This window comes from Mesorhizobium sp. L103C119B0 (assembly GCF_000502235.1).
Lineage (GTDB): Bacteria > Pseudomonadota > Alphaproteobacteria > Rhizobiales > Rhizobiaceae > Mesorhizobium.
The window spans coordinates 527,261-543,907 of record NZ_AYXE01000001.1 but is presented as its reverse complement, the minus strand read 5'-3'; the positions used below and the strand labels follow the sequence as shown (position 1 = coordinate 543,907).

The window sequence follows — 16,647 nt, the reverse complement described above, 5'->3', positions numbered from 1 at the left end:
TCGTTCAGAACACGGGGTGCCGTGTCCAAACCGGATATTCGAGCGGGCAGCCGCCGGAATTTGACCCATGGAAATGAGCGCCTGTCAGGAGGCGTTCGAAAACGGCGCGATCTTCATCGCGGCTGTTTCATGGTGTCATTCCTGACATCTTCTTTATAATCGGCAGCTTGCGGATAGTCTTGCCCGTCGCCGCCCGTAGCGCGTTGGCGACGGCCGGGCCGATCGGCGGCACACCTGGCTCACCAACTCCCGTGGGCGGCTCCTCGGACGGCACAATGTGCACCTCGACTCGCGGCATCTGCTCGATCCTGAGCGGTGTATAGGTATCGTAGTTCTCTTGGTCTACGACACCGCCCTTCAGGGTCAGCTCCTCCTGGAGGATCGCACCTAGCCCGAATCCGATACCGCCCTCCATCTGAGCGCGAATCTGGTCAGGATTTATCGCGGTGCCGCAATCTACCGCGCAGACGACGCGGTCGACCTTGAAACCATTTTCATCGTTGAGGGTGATCTCCACCACATCGGCGACATAGGTCGAGAGGCTTTCATGCAGGGCCACGCCGCGGAAACGGCCTTCCGGCAGAGGCTTGTCCCAGCCTGCCTTCTCAGCAGCCACTTTAAGCACGGCGGCATGCCGTGGATGGTGACCGAGCATTGACAAGCGGAAGTCGACCGGATCACGGTTCGCAGCGGCGGCGAGCTCATCGATCAGGGTTTCCACCGCGTAAGCGGTGTGGGTGGAGCCTACCGAACGCCACCACAGCACCGGGATGTTCACGTCCGTGGTGGTCAGCTCGACCTTCAGGTTCGGGATCGCATAGGGCAGGTTGGTGGCGCCCTCTACGGAGGTTGGATCGATGCCGTTCTTGATCATCGCCGCAGAGGTCGAACCGCCCAAGACCGATTGACCCACGATGTGGTCATGGAGAGCGACGACATTGCCTTTCTTGTCGAGCCCCGCCTTGACTGCGTGCACATAGGCCGGCCGGTACCGCCCACCCCGCATGTCATTCTCGCGGGTCCACTGCACCTTCACTGGCTTGCCGCGTCCCAGTGCACGCGCTGTGGAAACAGCTTCGATAATGACATCTGCATCCAAGACCGCGCGGCGGCCGAAACTGCCGCCGGTCTTCATCACGTGCAGCCTCACCTTGTCCGGCGTGGTGCCGCCTACCTGAGCGGCAGCCGCCTGATAAAGGTCGGGCATCTGGTGTCCGCCCCAGACATCGATGGTGCCGTCTTCGTTGATTCGGGCGGCCGCGTTGAGTGGCTCGATCGAAGCATGGACAAGATAGGGGAATTCGTAGTGCCCCTCGATGATTTTCTCAGCACTGGCGAACGCTGCGGGAGTGTTACCGTCGTCGCGCGCGGTGGCCGCGCCCAGATCGTCTGCTGCCTTGTTGTATTCGGCCATGATCTCGGCCGTGCCGCGCTCTTCGGCCTTCTCCTCGTTCCAGGTCACCTCCACGAGGTCGCGGCCCTTCAGCGCCGTCCAGGTGTCCCTGCCAACCACGGCAAGGCCTCGCGGCGTCTGGACGACATCGACAATGCCGTCGAGTGCCTTGGCCTTGGTTGCGTCGAAGCTCTCGATCTCGGCGCCGAACTTCGGCGGATGGATCATAACGGCCGTCTGGAGTCCCTCCATCATGAGGTCGATCGTGTAGGTCTGCGCGCCGTTGGTCTTGCTGGCGGAATCGTAGCGCTTGAGGCTGTCCGATCCGATCTGGGCCCACTTGTCGCGCGGCTTTAGCGGCACGTCGTCGGGAACCGGCATTCCCGCTGCGGCTTCAGCCAGGTCACCGTAGCGCGCCTGCATCCCTGAGGCGTGCGACACGACCCCGGAAGCGACTTTGATCTCGCCGGCTGGCACGTCCCACCGCTGCGCCGCGGCCGCCACCAGCAAGGCCCGTGCGGCAGCACCCGCCTTGCGGTAGCGTTCCCACGACGAGCCCATCGACGTGGAGCCACCAGTTGCCTGTGCGGCCCCGCCCCAGGCGAGATTGCCGTAGAACGCGGTATTGCCATATCCGCCGACCACGTCCACCTGCGCCCAGTCGCCGTCGAGCTCTTCCATAACCAGGGTGGCGATGCCGAAATAGGAGCCTTGTCCCATCTCGAACTGCGAGGAGTGGATGATGATTCGGTTCTCCTTTGTGATCTCGACATAGGTCTGGAAGGGGTTCGCCGGAACCTTTGCAGGGGTCGTTTGTGCGATGTCGGGCGCGGCCAGCACTGGCCGGTAGCCCACTGCGAGGCCGCCGGTGGTAACGCCCGCGCCGACGAGGAACCAGCGGCGCGTGGGCCGCACGGCAGTATGCTTCGAGAGAAACTGCGACATGCCTCAAGTCTCCAGCCGGTTGGCGGTCTCGTGGATGGCCGCGCGGATGCGATGATAGGTGGCGCAGCGGCAGAGGTTGCCGCTCATCGCCGAATCAATATCATCGTCCGTCGGCTTAGGCGTTTCTGTAAGGAGGGCCACGGCCGACATGATCTGGCCAGACTGGCAATAGCCGCATTGAGGTACGTCGAACTCGGCCCACACGGCCTGGACCGTTTCGCCTATCTTGCCCGACACACCCTCAATGGTGGTGATCGAGGCTCCTTCGATGTCGCCGACTGCGGTCTGGCACGAGCGCGTCGGCATGCCGTTAACGTGAACCGTGCAAGCGCCGCACTGGGCAAGCCCGCAACCGAATTTCGTTCCCGTGAGTCCGATGACGTCACGGACCGCCCAGAGCAGCGGCATCTCTGGATCGACGTCGAGTGTTCGCGCCTCGCCATTGAGGGTAAAAGCGACCATTGCTTGCTCTCCTTGTCCTGAGCTGGCTATCTCGTTGAGCCTCCGCCCGCCTGGCAACCGAGCTCTTGTTGCTGAGGCCTAGCGACCACACCGTAGGAACGCGCAGCTCAAGCAACAAGCCGCTAGGTTGGCGAGTTACGAGATCGTGAAGTGGGTCGTGTCGAAAGGCTGGAGGCAACTGAATGTCATTTTTTGGGCGGACAGGCCGCTTTAGGCTGGGTTACACGAGACTGGACATTCGGGTCGTCGCGAACATCGACCGCTGGTCGGCCGCGTCCGGCAGGGCCCTGATTGGCTACACGAAATGAAATGGGACTACTATCGATGGGGCCTACCTCGACCCGCAACCTCCATTACTGGACCCTCAGGTTTCCGGCTATCGTCCCGGGCGGTGGCCGAGCTCGGCGCCTCGGACGCGATAATAGGCGGTGAGGCGTTCGTCGTTGACCAGAAGGCTTGTCGCGCATTCCCAGTCTTCAGCGGGCTCTTGGCCGCGGCGGGAGACGTCAGGACCATGCTTGCCGGCTTCGACCTGCTCAAGATCGACGGCGAGGGTCTTCGCGATCGGCCACTCGTCGATCGGCGCAAAGCGCTAGTTAACCTGCTGAGACGCCGCCAAACGGCATCGTTCTGAGCGACGAGATCAGCGGCGGCAGCGACATTCTCGCGCAAGTCTCCCAGTTCGGCCTCGATGGGCATCGTCTCCAAGCTGCGTGTCAGTCCATATCGATCCGGCCGGCGCCAAGAATGGGTGAGACAAAATGCGTGCTGAGTGATGAGTTCATCGTCATCGGCTGCGAACCCGGCAACAGTTACGGCGGTCGGGAAGCGTGCTCTGGCGAATGTCGAGGACGGAAATCTGGTGTTCGCCGGCGGCATTGGCACCGGCTTCAATGCGCGCACCGGGCCGGAAGTAAAGCGCCGGCTCGATGCCATTCCAATGGATAAACCACCGATTCCTAGTTTGAAGGCGAACGGTGCGGCATGGGCGGAGTGCCCTGCGCAGTCTGTACCTCCGCAGTCGATTGTCGAGTTCGAAGGGGGTGTGATTGGCGTCGAGACCGCTCCAGCCATGGCTATCAGCACGCCGAGTGCGTTGTTTTCGATCAGTTCTCGAAATGAGCGGGTAAATACCTTTCACTTGCCGAACGGGGTTTGCTGTTCACCGGCTGGCATCCGATGGCAAACCTTTCAACGCGGCGGCGATCTGGCGCTTCGCTGCTGGGGGCAGAGGCAGGATGGGACGCGGGGGTTCGGCACTGCAAACGTCGAGCAATTCAGCGAGTGCATAGACGACGCGAAGGCTCGAGAACTCCTTGAAGAGGCTCCAGATCGGGACCAGCGCGGCATTGATCCGTCGCGCTTCGGCCGCATCGCCCTGTTGCGCCGCTGTGACGATCGTCATGCAGACCTCGGGCAGGATGCCCGCGAGGACGCTGTACCATGTGTCGGCGCCGGCGATCATGGCCTCGGCGGCGTTCCAGTCGCCGCTGTAACCAATCGAGAACCCTTCCGGCAGTGTGCGCCTCTGGGCGGTCAGGTGGTTCTTGATCGCATCGCTTTTGTCTGTCGGATTCTTGATGGCGACAATCCCAGCCACCTTTGCCAGGCGGCTGACAAGGGGTGGACTGAAATGGAAATGCGTCGTTCCTGGATTGTCGTAGACGACGATCGGCAGGCCACTTTCGCGCGCCACAGTGGAGAAATGATCGAACACCTCGTCATCAGTAAGCGGGGTGTAGGAGGCGGCGGCAAGCAAACCCGCAGCTGCTCCAAGGGCCTTGGCGTCTTGCGCGAGCCCCACGGCTTCATCGGTGCGCAGCGCGCCCACACCCACCACGACCGGCATTTGCCCCGCCGTTTGGTCCAAGGTCTCGGAGAGCGCCCGCCGCCGTTGCTCGCGCGACAGATAGATGTATGTGCCGGTGCTGCCGAGAAGACCGATGGAATCGACCTGAGCAATGCCAAGCCGAGCAATCAGCCTGCGCAGGGCAACGCTATCGACGCGGCCGTCACGATTGGTCGGGGTGATGGGGAACGCGGAAAGACCGCTCAGGAATGCCATGGCAAGGCTCCAGATCTATGTGTGAGCGCAGAGGTGGCCGCACGCCAGGTCATTACAAGACGTCCAAAGCCCGCCGCAGATCGGCGATCAGGTCATCAGCGTCTTCAAGCCCCACCGAGAGACGCATGAGATCCTCGCCGACTCCATCGGCCAAATGGGCATCCTTGCGGATCGGCTGCCGAGCACGGGTGAGGCTTGCTGGATGATAGATGAGGCTGTCGGCATCGCCGAGGCTGACGGCGCGAATGATCAGGTTGAGCCGGTCCATCATCCGGCGCGCTCCTTCGTATCCAGCGTGGAGGCCAAAGGCCAACATGCCCGATCCGTTGGACATCTGTTTTCGCGCCGTCACCTGATCAGGGTGCGAGTCGAGGAACGGATAACTCACAAATGCCACCGCCGGGTGCGCTTCCAGCGCCCGAGCCACCGCAAGGGCTGTGGCGCTGTGCCGTTCCATACGCAGCGTCAGCGTCTTGAGACCGCGCAGGATTAGGAAAGCTGACATGGGCGAGAGCGCTGCGCCGGTGATGTAGCGCAGGCCCGTTTCATGCAGCGTACGGAGCGTCTGGGCGTCGCCGAGAAGCGCCCCGCCAAGGGCATCGCCATGACCATTGATGTACTTGGTCATCGAATGGAGCACGATGTCCGCCCCGTGCTCAAGCGGTCGCTGGAGCGCGGGCGAGGCGAAGGTGCTGTCGACTGCAACCCTTACACCGCGCGCGTGAGCGCGCTCGGCAATTGCCGCTATGTCGAGGATGCGGCTCAGCGGATTCACCGGCGTCTCGAAGAAAACCAGCCGCGTCCGCTCGGTGATCGCAGCATCGAGATTGTGAGGATTTGACAGATCGACCGCGACGACCTTGATGCCGAAGCGGGGGACCGCCTGTTCGACCATGGCAAGCGTGTTCGCATAAAGCGTCTTGTGGACGATGAGTTCATCGCCCTGGGACAGGAGCGACAGGATCAGAGTGCCGAAGGCCGCCATCCCCGAGGCAACAACCAGCCCTGCCTCGGCTCCTTCCAGATTCGCGAGCCGCTGCTCGAGGATCTCGGTCGTGGGATTGTATTCGCGCGCATAGAGCCTTCCACCAAGGGCGGCAGCGGCATCGTTTGCTGCCACGCTTTCGAACCCATAGGTTGACGTCAGGAACACTGGCGGCTGGACGGCATTGGAAAAGCCGGCCGGATCGTAGCCATGATGGATCGCCCGGGTGGCAAATCCGGGGCTGGTGCGGTTGAGCGACCCCGTGGGAGCATCGGTTTCGGATTGATGGGAGCTGGTCATTCGGCCTCTGCGATCTCTCTTGGGGTTCCGAAAGATTGACGGCAACCTGGCCAATGTGAAATATCCAGTTGGCGATGAAAGAGATGGTCCAGTCTTCAAGTGCCGGGTCTGCAGCGCGCTCGCACGCGATGGGTGCACGCCAGATATACGAAGCCCTTCGCGAGCAAATCCTCGGCGGCGTCTACGAAACCGGCAGTCAGTTGCCATCCTCCCGGGCCCTGGCAAATGACCTCGGCGTTTCGCGAACCACGGTGACGGTCGCCTATGAACAACTGGCTGCGGAGGGTTTCATCGAAGTCCGTCAAGGCGCACGACCTCGCGTTGCGTCTTCGTTGATGGGCCATGGGACGGGGCGCACTCACGCGCAACCGGTCGGCCCAATCCACCTGTCCGCATATGGCGAGCGGCTGCGCGCGACGTCACCCTGGCCAGATTATCTGCCGACTGGGCTGAAGGTCGAGTTCCGCTATGGCGACCTCGCGCCGTCGGATTTCCCTTCATTGGTCTGGAAACGCGCGATGAACGAGGCGATGGGGCAGCGCCCGCTGCGTCTTGCCTATGACGATCCTCGCGGCTCGCGCCGGCTTCGCCAGGCGCTTCAGGGCTATCTCTGGCGCGCCCGGACCCTGAGCTGCGACCTCGACCAGATCATAGTTGTGAACGGTTCGCAGCAGGGCCTTGATCTGTGCGCGCGCCTGCTTCTCGATCCCGCCGACCGTTTCGTCATCGAGGATCCGTGCTACAGGATGGCGCGTCAGGTCTTTGCCAGTACGGGTGCCTCACCCATCCCGGTCATCGTCGACGAAGACGGGATGAGGACCGAGTTGCTAGCGGGGATCGGAGCACGACTGGCTTATGTGACGCCATCGCATCAGTTTCCGCTGGGCGGCGTCATGCCGATCGCGCGCCGCCATCAGCTTCTGAAATGGGCGCGGCACAACAACGCCTATGTGATCGAGGACGACTACGACAGCGAATATCGCTACGACATCAATCCGGTCCCTCCGCTGCACAGTCTCGAGGACCACGGGGCTGTCATCTACCTCGGCACGATCTCCAAAACGCTCTCGCCGATGCTGCGCATCGGCTACCTCGTCGTCCCGCCCGAATTGCAGGAGGTCTTCGCAACCGCCAAACAATTCGCAGACCGGCATTCGCCGGTCGCTGAACAGGAAGCGCTGGCATCGTTGATCGAGAGCGGCGGCTACGAAAGCCATGTGCGCCGTGTGCGCAGGCTGAACGGCGAGCGTCGGGAAACGTTGTTGGGTGCCTTGCAGCACAGCTTCGGGGATCGCATCACTGTCCAGGGAGCAGATGCGGGACTGCACGTCGCGGTTTGGTTCAATGACCTGCCACGATCGCGGGAAACGGCCTTGGTCGAATCCGCCCGCGACGCTGGCCTGGGGCTACACCTGATCTCGCCGCTCTACGAACGGCTATCGGACGAAGGCCGCACCGATCGCGTCGGACTTGTCATGGGCTATGCCGCCTTGAGCATTCGGCAGATCGGGAAGGGCGTTGAGGTCCTGCGAGAGGTTGTCAAGCAGGTGCAAGACGCGATGCCGGCGCGGAACAACTGAGCCGGGGCGACGCCGAAAGCTGGCGCTGAAAACGGTCCGAGGGCCCCCCGTATTTCTTTCCAAACAGCCAACTGGACCGGGAAAATGCCATGCAACTGGCGCTGTTGATCAGGCCAGTTTTGCAGCAGGTTTCCACGGACGAATTTCCGAGAGCGATGATGACCTGGCGAGGAAAGCTGCTTCACGTCCATATCGCGCCTGCCGCCTCCTATGAAATGGAGGAGCTGGCGCAGGCGCAGCTTATTGCCGGCCAAGGCGTTGTCGGAGACCGCTACTACCTGGGGACGGGGACCTATTCCGCGCGTCCTGACGTTCGCGAAGTGACGCTGATCGAAGCTGAAGTCTTGGACGCCATCGCCCAGGGCGAACCCAGAATTCCGGGCTTCAAGGCCAAGCTCGCACCCGAAGATCACCGGCGCAATCTGACGACACGAGGCGTTCCGCTTAGCCATCTTGTCGGCAAACGCTTCCGGGTCGGGGAAACGATTCTCAGGGCCGCCCGGATGAATGTGCCGTGCAAGTATATCGAGGAGTTGCTCGGGCTTCCGGGTCTCTACGAGGGGCTTCTGAACCGCTCCGGCCTGAACTGCACAATCGAGGTCGGGGGCGTGATCCGCCCCGGTGATCTGATCTTGCCCATCGACGAGTGAAACGCCATGGCCTCGCCGCGCATCATCATGAAGCTGACCGTGACCGCCGCCCGCAAGGAGCCGGGCGACGTGCTGGTCATCGACCTGAAACACCCACGCAAACCTGTGCTGCCGGCGTTCGAAGCGGGTTCTCACGTCGACGTCCATCTGCCTGAAGGGAAGGTGCGTCAGTATTCACTTTGCGGCGACCCGACCGAGCTTGGCCGCTACACCATCGCGGTGAAGCGCGAGAATGACGGCCGTGGCGGCTCGGCGTGGATCCACGAAACCATTGCCGTCGGCTCCACACTGCCTGTCTCCGCGCCACGCAACCATTTTGCGCTCAAGCCAGGCGAGGGGCCGACTTTGCTGCTGGCAGGGGGAATCGGGATCACCCCGATTCTGGCCATGGCGCGCGCGCTCACCCGGCAGGCCAAGCCCTTCGAGTTGCACTATTTCACCCGCAGCCGGGCGCTCACGCCACTCTTGGCGGCGATCGGGAGCGATCTTCCTGGCGGCAATGTGCGGATCCATTTCGACGACGAGCCTCAGACCCGGCAGAACATCGCCGCGCTGCTGGCGAACCGTTCGGACGACGCGCAGACATACTACTGCGGACCGCCTGGCTTCATGGCGGTTGTGGGGCGCGCGGCTCAACACTGGCCCGAGGGTACTGTTCATTTCGAAACTTTCCAGCCTCCCGAGTTTGATGGCGCGCCACCGGAACCGTTCGTCATAGAACTGGCTGAGGGCAGGGTGGTTGAGGTTTCGGCTGAGACCACGGCACTGGCCGCCTTGCGTGCGGCCGGTGTGCCGTTGATGGCCTCGTGTGAGAACGGGGTGTGCGGGACCTGCGAATGCGCAATGCTGGCGGGACAGCCGATCCATCGGGATGCCGTCCTGTCCAAGGAGGCACGCGGCCACCGCTTCATCCCCTGTGTGTCGCGCGCGACAGGTGTGTTGAAACTCGATCTTTGACCATTTGGGCGGGGGTCCTGTGAGACCGGCAGCTGATTTGCGGGAAACTGAATGACGAGGAAACTGGAATATCTGAACGAGATCGAGCGCTGCGTCTCCTGGCTCGCAGCCTGGACGATCCACCACGCCAACCACGTCCGCGAGGGCGATGAGATCAAGGTCGGGGGGCATCAGGCCTCGTCCGCGTCGCTGAGTACCATCATGACCGCGCTCTACGGTTCGGTCCTGCGCCCGCAGGATCGGGTGGCGGTCAAACCCCATGCGGCGCCGATCTTCCATGCACTTCAGTATCTGGCGGGCAACCAGACCCCCGAAAAGCTCATGAACTTCCGCGGCTACAAGGGCGCGCAGAGCTACCCTTCGCGGACGAAGGATGTCGACGATGTCGACTTCTCGACCGGGTCGGTGGGTCTCGGCGTTGCTCAGACGCTGTTCTCGTCGCTGGTGCAGGACTACGTCTCGGGTCACGGCTGGATGAAGGAGCGTGCCGAGGGCCGAATGGTCAGCCTGATCGGCGACGCCGAGATGGATGAGGGCAACATCTACGAGGCCCTGATCGAAGGCTGGAAGCACGGGCTCAGGAACTGCTGGTGGGTGGTCGACTACAATCGCCAGTCGCTCGACGCCGTGATCCGGGAGGGCCTCTGGCAGCGTTTCGAGCAGATTTTTCGCAACTTCGGCTGGGACGTGATGGTCCTGCGCCACGGCGCTCTGCAAGAGGCTGCCTTTGCCGAGCCGGGGGGCGAGAAGCTGCTCGAGTGGATAGAGCGCTGTCCGAACCAGCTCTATTCGGCGCTGACCTTCCAAGGGGGTGCTGCCTGGCGCAAGCGGCTGCTCGACGAGATCGGAGACCAAGGGCCGGTCACCACTCTGATCGAACGCCGCTCCGACGACGAGTTGCAGGCGTTGATGACGAACCTTGGCGGGCATGACATGCCGAGCCTCCTCGAAGCCTTCGAGGCGGCGTCCAGGCATGACCGTCCCGTCTGCTTCATCTGTTACACCATCAAGGGCTACGGTCTGCCGCTTGCCGGACACAAGGACAACCACGCGGGGCAGATGACGCCCACGCAGATGGAAGACTACCGCCTGCAAATGGGCGTAAAGCGGGGTGAGGAGTGGGACAAATGGGCGGCCGCCACCTTGCCGGAAGCGGAACTTGACGCCTTCTTCGCAAAGGCGCCGTTCTTCAGTGAGGGGCGTAGGAGGCTGTCTGCGCCGTCGGTGCCGGTGCCTGAAACCCTTCCGTCACCGGGGCAGCCCGGCAAGCCGCTCTCGACCCAGATGGGGTTCGGCCAGATCCTGAACGACATCGCACGCGAGCGCAGTCTGCTTGCCGACCGCATTGTCACCACCTCGCCCGATGTGACGGTCTCGACCAATCTCGGTGGCTGGGTCAACCGGCGCGGCCTTTTCGCCCGGGAGACCATGGCGGACACCTTCAAGGCCGAACGCATTCCGTCGACCTTTACCTGGGAATTTGGGCCGAAGGGGCAGCACCTCGAGCTCGGGATCGCCGAGTCGAACCTGATGATCATGCTCGGGGCACTCGGTCTCTCGCACTCGATCAATGGCGTGCGCCTGCTGCCGATCGGGACAGTCTATGATCCCTTCATCTACCGATCGGCCGACCAGCTAAACTACGCCTGCTATCAGGATGCGCGCTTCATGCTGGTCGCAACGCCCTCGGGCGTGACTCTAGCGCCCGAGGGCGGAGCACACCAGTCGATCGGCACCCCATTGATCGGCATGGCGCAGGATGGGCTTTGCGCCTTCGAACCGGCCTTCGTCGACGAACTGTCCGTGATCATGCGCTTTGCCTTCGATTACATGCAACGTAATGGCGAGGGGGATCCGGATGAGATGACGTGGCTGCGTGATCAGACCGGAGGATCGGTCTATCTTCGCCTGTCAACCCGGCCGCTCGAGCAGCCGCTGCGCGACATGAACCCGGCGCTCGCGCGGGACATCGTCAATGGCGCCTATTGGCTGCGTCCGCCTGGGCCCAACGCGAGTGTCGTCATTGCTTATCAAGGCGTCGTCGCGTCGGAGGCGATTGCCGCGACGGGTCTTCTGGCGGAGGACCGGCGCGATGTCGGGCTGCTCGCGATCACCTCCGCGGACCGGCTTAATGCGGGCTGGCAGGCGGCGGAACGTGCCCGGCAGCGTGGCGCGATTGGCGCCCTGAGTCATATCGAGCGGCTGCTCGCGCCGCTATCGCGTGACTGCGGCATCGTCACCGTGATCGACGGCCACCCGGCGACGCTCGCGTGGCTCGGTGGGGTTAACGGGCATCGCGTGAAGGCGCTCGGGGTCGAGCAGTTCGGCCAGACGGGGACTATTGCGGACCTATACCGTCACCACGGCCTGGACACCAACGCCATCGTACATGCGGCGCAGGCGGTCAGTGCGGGACCGGCTGTTCGCTACCGCAAGGCGCTGCCTTGATCATGAGCGACCGGATGCTCCGTGGCTGGTACGGATCGGCTGTTTCCACGGGCGTTCCGGTTCGCTTCAAAGCGGACAGGGCCGGGACACTGTGGACGTTCTGATCGCGCTTGAGTAGCTTGTGCGACCCCCAGGGTCACCTGGGAATACGCAGGGAGGCGGCTTTTATTTAGCCTTGCGCCCAATTACGAATTCGATCCAATCCAGTCCGGAGCAAAAGCTCCGCATCCTCCCGATTTTCGGCTTCGACGTAGCACCGCATTTCCGGGGCATTTCCGGATGGACGCAAATGCAAGACACGCTTATCCGCGAGAGTGATACGAAGTCCGTCAACATCGCTAACCTTGCTTACCACTCCAATCGACCCGACGAAGGCGGCGATGTTAGTTTCCGCTGTACGAAGGTATGTCATGAGGCGAGTGCTGCTTTCGACGGAAAAATTTTCCAAGCGATCCGCCGCCGCCGCCGGCAATTGAAAGGAACTGCCAATCTCCGACAGTGGCTGCCCACTTGTATTAACAAGGGAAAGTGCCGCGAGGATGGGGAGAAAACTGTCGCGTGTAGGTAGCGCCGGCAGTTTAGTTCCGTTCGGGTCAAAGTCCGTGCCTGTCAATAAACCACCGTTTGCTTCGAAACCAACCACGCGCTCGTGACCCGACGCAACCAAATCGAGCATGGCAGCAATAACAAATGGCGATCCAACCTTGGTACGCACGACTTTAAAAGAACCTGCGGTCTCGATACCAGAGTTTGATGTGACCGGCGTGACGACTGCCTTCGCTTGCAGGAAGTTCGCCGAAATCAGGCCTAACAAATCACCGCGAAGGGGGTCTCCGTGGTCGTCAGCTACCAGTGGGCGGTCACCATCGCCATCTGCCGAGACGACCGCATCAAGCCGATGCTCTTTGGCCCAGAGCTTGAACTGTTGAGCAGTCTCGTCAGAGACCGCTTCAGTGTCGACAGGAATGAAACCTTCCGAACGTCCCAGGGTTACGACCGTCGCACAGTGATATGAGAGAATGTCAACCAAGAGATCGCGCGCGACTGTGCTGTGCTGATATACGCCCACCGTTAAGCCCTTTAGAGCATTAATCTCCATAAGCTTTCGATTGCGCGCCATGAAAAAGGCCTTGCATTCGGCCTCCCGGTGCTGCCGACGTGCAACAGCACCTTCAAGGACGTATCCGCGCTTCTCCAACTGCAAGGCGATGCGCGTTATCTCCCGCTCATCACCCTTGTCGATCTCACCGTCGGGTCGATAGAATTTTATTCCATTACGGTCGGCCGGAATGTGCGAGCCTGTGATCATCAAACAACCACTCTTACGCGCCTGAGCATACAGTGCCAGGGCAGGGGTGGGGACTGCGCCGCAATCGACTACGATGAAGCCGAGCGCGGACAGTGCCGCCGCACAGACGGCGGCGATGGCCGGACTCGAGGCGCGAAAGTCGCGCCCTATGAGTATCTCGTCGCCAATTCTGGCCAGGCCGGATTCCAGCAGGAATGTCGCGAATGCCGTTGCATATAGGGCAGAGGCGGCTCCTGCCAATTCTGTCGCCAGGCCCCGTAATCCACTTGTTCCGAATTTCATACCAAATCCGACGTTGCTAACCGGGTTTTGAAGGTAACATGCTCAAACTTTGGCTCGTCCGGAATGCCCATCGACAGATCCCTCGGACGAGAACAAGAAGTACATTCGGTTACCGTAGACGCGTTCGGTTATCGACGGTTACCCTTGTGAGGATTGACGCAGTCGGCGTCGGCGTGGGCAGCGCACCGTGACCTTCAAGGACGAGGTTGGAGCGGATGGGGTCCGGGTCCGGCGGGGCTCCTCGCGGCTGGCTCACATGAGCGCTATCGCCATCGAGTGATTGTCTCAGTCTACATTAGCTCTGGGTCCCGAAAGCGCGTACAGGCCTGAGACGCAGCAAATCCTCTTATCTATCGCCGTTCGGTGTAGCTCCCGTTTAGAAATGCATGATAGACACTCTCGATGCCTTCCATGAGAGTGATCTTTGCTGCCCATCCCAAAGTGCGCAGCTTGTCGACGCTCATGAGCTTTCGCGGTGTACCGTCAGGTCTAGAGTGATCATGCGCGATCTCCCCAGTAAATCCGACTACACGGCAGATCATTCTAGTCAGCTCTAGGATCGTGATGTCCTGTCCGCAGCCGAGATTGACGTGATCATGGTCAGAGTAGTTCTTCAGAAGGAAGACTAATGCGTCGGCGCAGTCGTCGACGTGCATGAATTCCCGACGTGGTGTGCCCGTGCCCCAGATGGTGATTTGCTTATCACTTATGAGCTTCGCTTCATGCGCTTTCCGGATCAGCGCTGGGATGACGTGGCTTGACTGCAAGTCATAATTGTCGCCTGGCCCGTAGAGATTCGTCGGCATAGCGGAGATGTAGTCGCGGCCGTATTGCTGGCGATAGGCTTGAGCCATTTTGATGCCGGTGATCTTGGCGACGGCGTAGCATTCGTTGGTGCGCTCTAGTGGCCCGGTCAAAAGCGCGCTTTCAGGAATGGGCTGTGGTGCCATCTTCGGATAGATGCAAGACGAGCCGAGGAAGAGGACGCGGTCGACATTGTTTTCGTGGGCTGCCGCGAAGATATTGGCCTCGATCATCAGATTGTCGTAAAGAAAGTCGACCGGATAGGTGGCGTTCGCGAGAATACCACCTACCTTTGCCGCCGCCATAATGATAGCGTCCGGTTTCATCACTGCCACGAAGTTTTCAACCTCGGTCTGTCGCTTGAGGTCTAGCTCTCCCCGAGGGGCGGCCACAACTTTGCAGTCTTCAGACGCGAGTCGGCGTACAACAGCGCTGCCCACCATACCTTTGTGGCCAGCGACCCACACGGTTTTTCCGTTCAGATCATACATTACGCTTCCTTCATGACTACAGATGTCTGCATGACCTTCAGGTCTTCGCGCACCATTTCCGCAGCAAGCTCGCGCACGGATGTCTCATGCACCCAGCCGAGCTTCTCCTTCGCCTTGGTAGCGTCACCCAGGAGAAGATCGACTTCCGTGGGGCGGAAGTAGCGTGGGTCCACTTGGACTAGGCATCTGCCGCTCGCTACATCATAGCCCTTTTCGCCGACACCCTTGCCACGCCATTCGATCTCGACGCCGATATCTTCGAAAGCCCACTCGACGAATTGGCGGACAGGAGTCGTTTTGCCCGTAGCCAGCACGTAATCATCCGGTTGATCCTGCTGTATCATCATCCACATACCTCGCACGTACTCACGCGCATGGCCCCAATCGCGTTGAGCATCGAGATTGCCGAGATAAAGCTTGTCCTGCTTGCCCAGGTAGATAGCAGCGGCAGCGCGGCTGATCTTGCGCGTCACAAAAGTTTCGCCACGAAGGGGGCTTTCGTGATTAAAAAGAATGCCGTTGGAAGCGTGCATACCATAGCCCTCGCGATAATTGACGACCATCCAGTAGGCGTAGAGCTTGGCGGCGGCGTAAGGGCTGCGCGGATAAAAGGGCGTCGTTTCGTTCTGCGGTACGGACTGCACGAGGCCGTATAGCTCCGAAGTCGAGGCTTGATAGAAGCGGGTCTTGTCCGTCAGACCGAGCAGGCGAATCGCCTCAAGAAGTCGCAATGTACCGATACCGTCCGCGTTTGCTGTGTATTCAGGTGTTTCGAACGACACCTGCACGTGGCTCTGAGCAGCCAAGTTGTAAATTTCGTCTGGCTGAGATTCCTGAACCACGCGGATGAGGTTAGTCGAATCAGTGAGGTCACCGTAATGCAAGATCAGGCGCGGATCGGATTCGTGCGGGTCTTGGTAGAGGTCTTCGATACGACCCGTGTTGAAGGAAGAGGAACGTCGCTTAATCCCATGAACGATGTAGCCTTTCTTGAGAAGAAGACGGGCAAGATAGGCACCATCCTGTCCAGTTATGCCCGTAATAAGAGCAACTTTTCTGCTATCGCCCATTCTATTCCTGCTCTATCTAAAGTTTAAAGTTTCGGCTCCGGGTCGCCACGCCGACACAATGTGCGGCCCGCCCCGTGCCCTATGGAGCACTTCGACAGATGCGGCGCGAAGCTCGTCATTGACAGTCTGCCAGCCGAGCACACCTGCTCTTGCTTGGAGTCACAGCAAAATAGAGTTGCGCCGCTAACTGGGATTCGTACATGCGGTCAGAGTGCCGCTCAGCTCACGCCGCGAGCGACTGTACTCCAAGCACCTTGCAGCTGATTTGCTCATCTATCAGCGAGTGAGGACGCCTTCTTTCTTGCTTCAGCGTCTTCTAATGGGAATTGTTTGGATCAGTGAAATCGATTGTTTGGATAAAGTGCATCCACAGAATGGATGGTCTGACCGAGCAGCCGGGGCGCATCGCCGGCCCGGAGTCGTAGGTCCCGAGCTTCCGTTCGGGGCGAGGACAAAGTTCGTGGCCGCGAGCTCTCACCACAGCATCCGGCACAGGTCGTGCAGAACTTTGGGAGCAGACTGCAGATTCTGTCGATCAGCTGGTTCCAGGCGCGTCGAGCTGTCGACCTCATCTCGCCCGGTACCGGTTGCTGTATGCAGCCTTGCACCCTTGGCGTCTGGCGTCGACGGAATGATTTGCTTCGGCAGGCAGTGTCGCAGCGTTTCCCGGCTGTTTCGGCTCTATTGGCCGGGCCCGCGTCAGCCGAGCCCCTTCATCATGGCATCCAACACATGGATGGCCGGCATCCACTCAATAGATTTTACATATGCCGCGGAAGCCCATTAGAGAAGGCTGAACCGGAAGCGAGGGCATCGGCTTCAAGCTGTGCGAGAGGGATAAGTGGGCCGTGCTGAGGGAGCTCTTCTGCCCTACGGCCCGGCCTCTGCCAAGCGCCCGGCGTCAGG

Annotated in this window: 11 protein-coding genes; 4 read left to right on the top strand and 7 right to left on the bottom strand. The window is 61.0% G+C overall.

Annotation, left to right across the window (positions count from 1 at the left end; translation table 11 throughout):
• Positions 1-127: 127 nt before the first annotated feature.
• The 4 genes from X728_RS163700 to X728_RS163720 form a co-directional block, all read right to left on the bottom strand.
• Positions 128-2,338, bottom strand: a complete 2,211-nt coding sequence (locus X728_RS163700; protein ID WP_023830476.1) for a xanthine dehydrogenase family protein molybdopterin-binding subunit — start codon at positions 2,336-2,338, stop codon at positions 128-130.
• 3 nt (positions 2,339-2,341) lie between these two features.
• Complete coding sequence (locus X728_RS163705; RefSeq protein ID WP_023689394.1) at positions 2,342-2,800, bottom strand: (2Fe-2S)-binding protein; 459 nt, start codon at positions 2,798-2,800, stop codon at positions 2,342-2,344.
• A gap of 1,162 nt (positions 2,801-3,962) precedes the next feature.
• On the bottom strand, positions 3,963-4,865 hold the full coding sequence (locus X728_RS163715; protein ID WP_023685525.1) for a dihydrodipicolinate synthase family protein: 903 nt from the start codon (positions 4,863-4,865) through the stop codon (positions 3,963-3,965).
• 52 nt (positions 4,866-4,917) lie between these two features.
• Positions 4,918-6,150, bottom strand: a complete 1,233-nt coding sequence (locus X728_RS163720) for a PLP-dependent aspartate aminotransferase family protein (RefSeq protein ID WP_023697828.1) — start codon at positions 6,148-6,150, stop codon at positions 4,918-4,920.
• Positions 6,151-6,224: 74 nt separating this feature from the next.
• Between X728_RS163720 and X728_RS163725 the strand changes: the two genes are divergently transcribed.
• The 4 genes from X728_RS163725 (at position 6,225) to X728_RS163740 (ending at position 11,785) form a co-directional block, all read left to right on the top strand.
• A complete protein-coding gene (locus X728_RS163725) occupies positions 6,225-7,730 on the top strand; it encodes a PLP-dependent aminotransferase family protein (protein WP_032895599.1) in 1,506 nt (501 codons plus the stop codon).
• A gap of 158 nt (positions 7,731-7,888) precedes the next feature.
• A complete protein-coding gene (locus X728_RS163730; protein ID WP_023704114.1) occupies positions 7,889-8,380 on the top strand; it encodes an MOSC domain-containing protein in 492 nt (163 codons plus the stop codon).
• 6 nt (positions 8,381-8,386) lie between these two features.
• On the top strand, positions 8,387-9,337 hold the full coding sequence (locus X728_RS163735; protein WP_023697831.1) for a PDR/VanB family oxidoreductase: 951 nt from the start codon (positions 8,387-8,389) through the stop codon (positions 9,335-9,337).
• Positions 9,338-9,388: 51 nt separating this feature from the next.
• Positions 9,389-11,785 (top strand): transketolase, encoded by a 2,397-nt coding sequence (locus tag X728_RS163740; protein ID WP_023830475.1) that lies wholly within the window; start codon positions 9,389-9,391, stop codon positions 11,783-11,785.
• A 169-nt stretch (positions 11,786-11,954) separates the two neighbouring features.
• Here the strand turns inward: X728_RS163740 and X728_RS163745 are convergent, their stop codons facing one another.
• The 3 genes from X728_RS163745 to gmd form a co-directional block, all read right to left on the bottom strand.
• Positions 11,955-13,376 (bottom strand): phosphomannomutase, encoded by a 1,422-nt coding sequence (locus tag X728_RS163745; protein ID WP_023830474.1) that lies wholly within the window; start codon positions 13,374-13,376, stop codon positions 11,955-11,957.
• A 350-nt stretch (positions 13,377-13,726) separates the two neighbouring features.
• Positions 13,727-14,671: a GDP-L-fucose synthase gene (locus X728_RS163750; protein ID WP_023689384.1), complete on the bottom strand. Its 945-nt coding sequence runs from the start codon at positions 14,669-14,671 to the stop codon at positions 13,727-13,729.
• Positions 14,671-15,741 (bottom strand): GDP-mannose 4,6-dehydratase, encoded by a 1,071-nt coding sequence (gmd, locus tag X728_RS163755; RefSeq protein ID WP_023692482.1) that lies wholly within the window; start codon positions 15,739-15,741, stop codon positions 14,671-14,673. The genes X728_RS163750 and gmd overlap by 1 nt, the downstream gene beginning before the upstream one ends.
• Positions 15,742-16,647 lie beyond the last annotated feature (906 nt).

Coding starts and splice junctions, on each gene's coding strand:
- X728_RS163700 (WP_023830476.1), bottom strand. CDS start 2,338: ATGTCGCAGTTTCTCTCGAAGCATACTGCCGTGCGGCCCACGCGCCGC.
- X728_RS163705 (WP_023689394.1), bottom strand. CDS start 2,800: ATGGTCGCTTTTACCCTCAATGGCGAGGCGCGAACACTCGACGTCGAT.
- X728_RS163715 (WP_023685525.1), bottom strand. CDS start 4,865: ATGGCATTCCTGAGCGGTCTTTCCGCGTTCCCCATCACCCCGACCAAT.
- X728_RS163720 (WP_023697828.1), bottom strand. CDS start 6,150: ATGACCAGCTCCCATCAATCCGAAACCGATGCTCCCACGGGGTCGCTC.
- X728_RS163725 (WP_032895599.1), top strand. CDS start 6,225: ATGAAAGAGATGGTCCAGTCTTCAAGTGCCGGGTCTGCAGCGCGCTCG.
- X728_RS163730 (WP_023704114.1), top strand. CDS start 7,889: ATGACCTGGCGAGGAAAGCTGCTTCACGTCCATATCGCGCCTGCCGCC.
- X728_RS163735 (WP_023697831.1), top strand. CDS start 8,387: ATGGCCTCGCCGCGCATCATCATGAAGCTGACCGTGACCGCCGCCCGC.
- X728_RS163740 (WP_023830475.1), top strand. CDS start 9,389: ATGACGAGGAAACTGGAATATCTGAACGAGATCGAGCGCTGCGTCTCC.
- X728_RS163745 (WP_023830474.1), bottom strand. CDS start 13,376: ATGAAATTCGGAACAAGTGGATTACGGGGCCTGGCGACAGAATTGGCA.
- X728_RS163750 (WP_023689384.1), bottom strand. CDS start 14,671: ATGTATGATCTGAACGGAAAAACCGTGTGGGTCGCTGGCCACAAAGGT.
- gmd (WP_023692482.1), bottom strand. CDS start 15,741: ATGGGCGATAGCAGAAAAGTTGCTCTTATTACGGGCATAACTGGACAG.